Origin of the sequence: Helicobacter sp. UBA3407 (assembly GCF_949747025.1) — a bacterium.
GTDB lineage: Bacteria > Campylobacterota > Campylobacteria > Campylobacterales > Helicobacteraceae > Helicobacter_D > Helicobacter_D ganmani.
Genome location: NZ_CATKCB010000165.1, coordinates 1 through 2,018, shown reverse-complemented (window position 1 = coordinate 2,018; position 2,018 = coordinate 1). Strand labels below are relative to the sequence as shown.

1 protein-coding gene is annotated in these 2,018 nt (G+C 39.3%); it reads right to left on the bottom strand.

What is annotated here, in order from left to right; translation table 11 throughout:
* Positions 1–1,803: isoleucine--tRNA ligase (gene ileS / locus Q1553_RS06270; RefSeq protein WP_300842823.1), on the bottom strand; the 1,803-nt coding region annotated here is incomplete at its 3' end.
* Positions 1,804–2,018 lie beyond the last annotated feature (215 nt).

Genomic DNA, 2,018 nt, shown 5'->3' with positions numbered 1-2,018 from the left:
GATACTTTTGTAAGGTGCGCATTGATGGATTGCACAGCTGACGAGCAAAGAGCTATGAAACCAACCTCTATGTTGGTCGCTTCCCTCTAAATACATACTAGCAGGATTCCCTCCGCTAGCATATTTATCGCTCTCTAGCACGGCTTTCCAAGTGCTTCCACTATCAAACCACACATCTAAAATGTGCTGCACTTTTTCTAAATGTCCTGCTTTGTCTTTGTGTTGAGGCGGGAGGAGTTCCTCTACACTTTTGCTCCACCACGCATCACAACCTTCTTTGGTAAAAATTTCCGCAACAAAATCCAAAATCTCTGAATCCAATAAAACCTTGCCACTTTGCTTGTCTTTAAAAAAGGCAATCGGAACACCCCAATCTCTTTGCCTTGAAATACACCAATCGGGGCGATTCTCTATCATAGAGTAGATTCTGTGCATTCCGTGTTCGGGATAGAATCGCGTTTTTTTAATTTGTTGTAAAGCGACTTGACGCAAAGTTTCTCCATTGCTTGTATAGGGTTCGTCCATTAGAATAAACCATTGTGCAGTTGCGCGAAAAATTACGGGTTGGTGCGAACGCCAACAATGCGGATAAGAATGTTTGATTTTGCTATGAAGCAACAAATGTTCTCCCAAAAGCTCCAAGATTCTTGGGTGTGTATCAAAGATAAATTTTCCCACAAATTCATCGGGATTGAAGAATAATTTTTCCTTTATTAATGTTTCATCAAAACAACCTTTATCATCTACGGGCATTAACATAGGCAAGTCGTATTTTAGTCCGATGAAATAGTCGTCCTCTCCGTGTCCGGGTGCAGTATGCACGCAACCGCTTCCCTCGTTGCTTGCGACATGTTCTCCTAAGATGATTTTAGAATTCCTTCCATTTAGCGGATTGGTTGCGTGTTTGTTTTCTAAGATTTGGGAGTGGAATGTTTTTAGAATCTTGTTTTTCACTATGCCAAGTTCTGCCAATTTCTCTACTTGGGAGGCGAGGACTATTTTATTGTCTTGTGTTAATGCGTAGAGTTCTTCGGGATTAAGAGCGATTCCGCTATTTGCAGGAAGAGTCCAAGGAGTAGTTGTCCAAATAACACAAGAGGCTTTGTGGATTCCTAATTCTTGCGCGCCTAATGCTTGAAGCGCATCTTCTTGCAAGGGAAAAGCGACAAAGATGGAATCGCTCTCTTTTTCCTCGTACTCCACTTCAGCTTCTGCTAAGGCAGTTTGACAAGCCCAACTCCAATAAACAGGCTTACTGCGCTCTTTGAGTAAGCCTTTTTTGGCAACTCCACAAAGTGCTTTGTAGATTTCTGCTTCAAAGGCAAAATCCATCGTTTTATAAGGATTCTCAAAATCTCCAAAGATTCCGAGTTCTAAAAATTCATTTTTTTGGATTTGGACAAATTCCTCTGCGTGTTTGCGACAAAGTTCGCGGATTTTGATTTTGGGTAAGGAATCCTTTTTTTCTTTGCTAAGCTTTTTTTCTACTTGTTGTTCAATAGGCAATCCGTGGCAATCCCAACCCGGTGTGTAAAATACTTTTTCGCCTTGAAAATAATGCTGTTTTACAATCATATCTTTGAGGATTTTATTGAGTGCGTGTCCGATATGAATATGTCCGTTTGCATAAGGTGGTCCATCGTGTAGATTAAAAGTAACGCTCGCATTTTTGCGGTTTTGTTCCATCGTTGGATAAATACGACTACTTTTCCATAGTTGATAGGTCTTCGGTTCATTTTGCGGGAGATTTCCACGCATAGGAAAGTTTGTTGTAGGTAATGCTAGTGTATCTTTGTAGTCCATAAATTCCCTTTTGTTAGACAAATAAAGTCTAGATTCTACCTTGATTTCTTTTAAAAGTGCCTAATTTTTAAGTCTTTTTAACGAATTTTTGATTACACTTGAAGCTATGAAAAAACAAAAGTATCCACTAACAAAAAAAATTATCCTAGCTTTTGCAGGTATCTTGATAATGCTTTTTGGTTTCACCGCTTTTATTTTTTCATCTTTTGGTAATG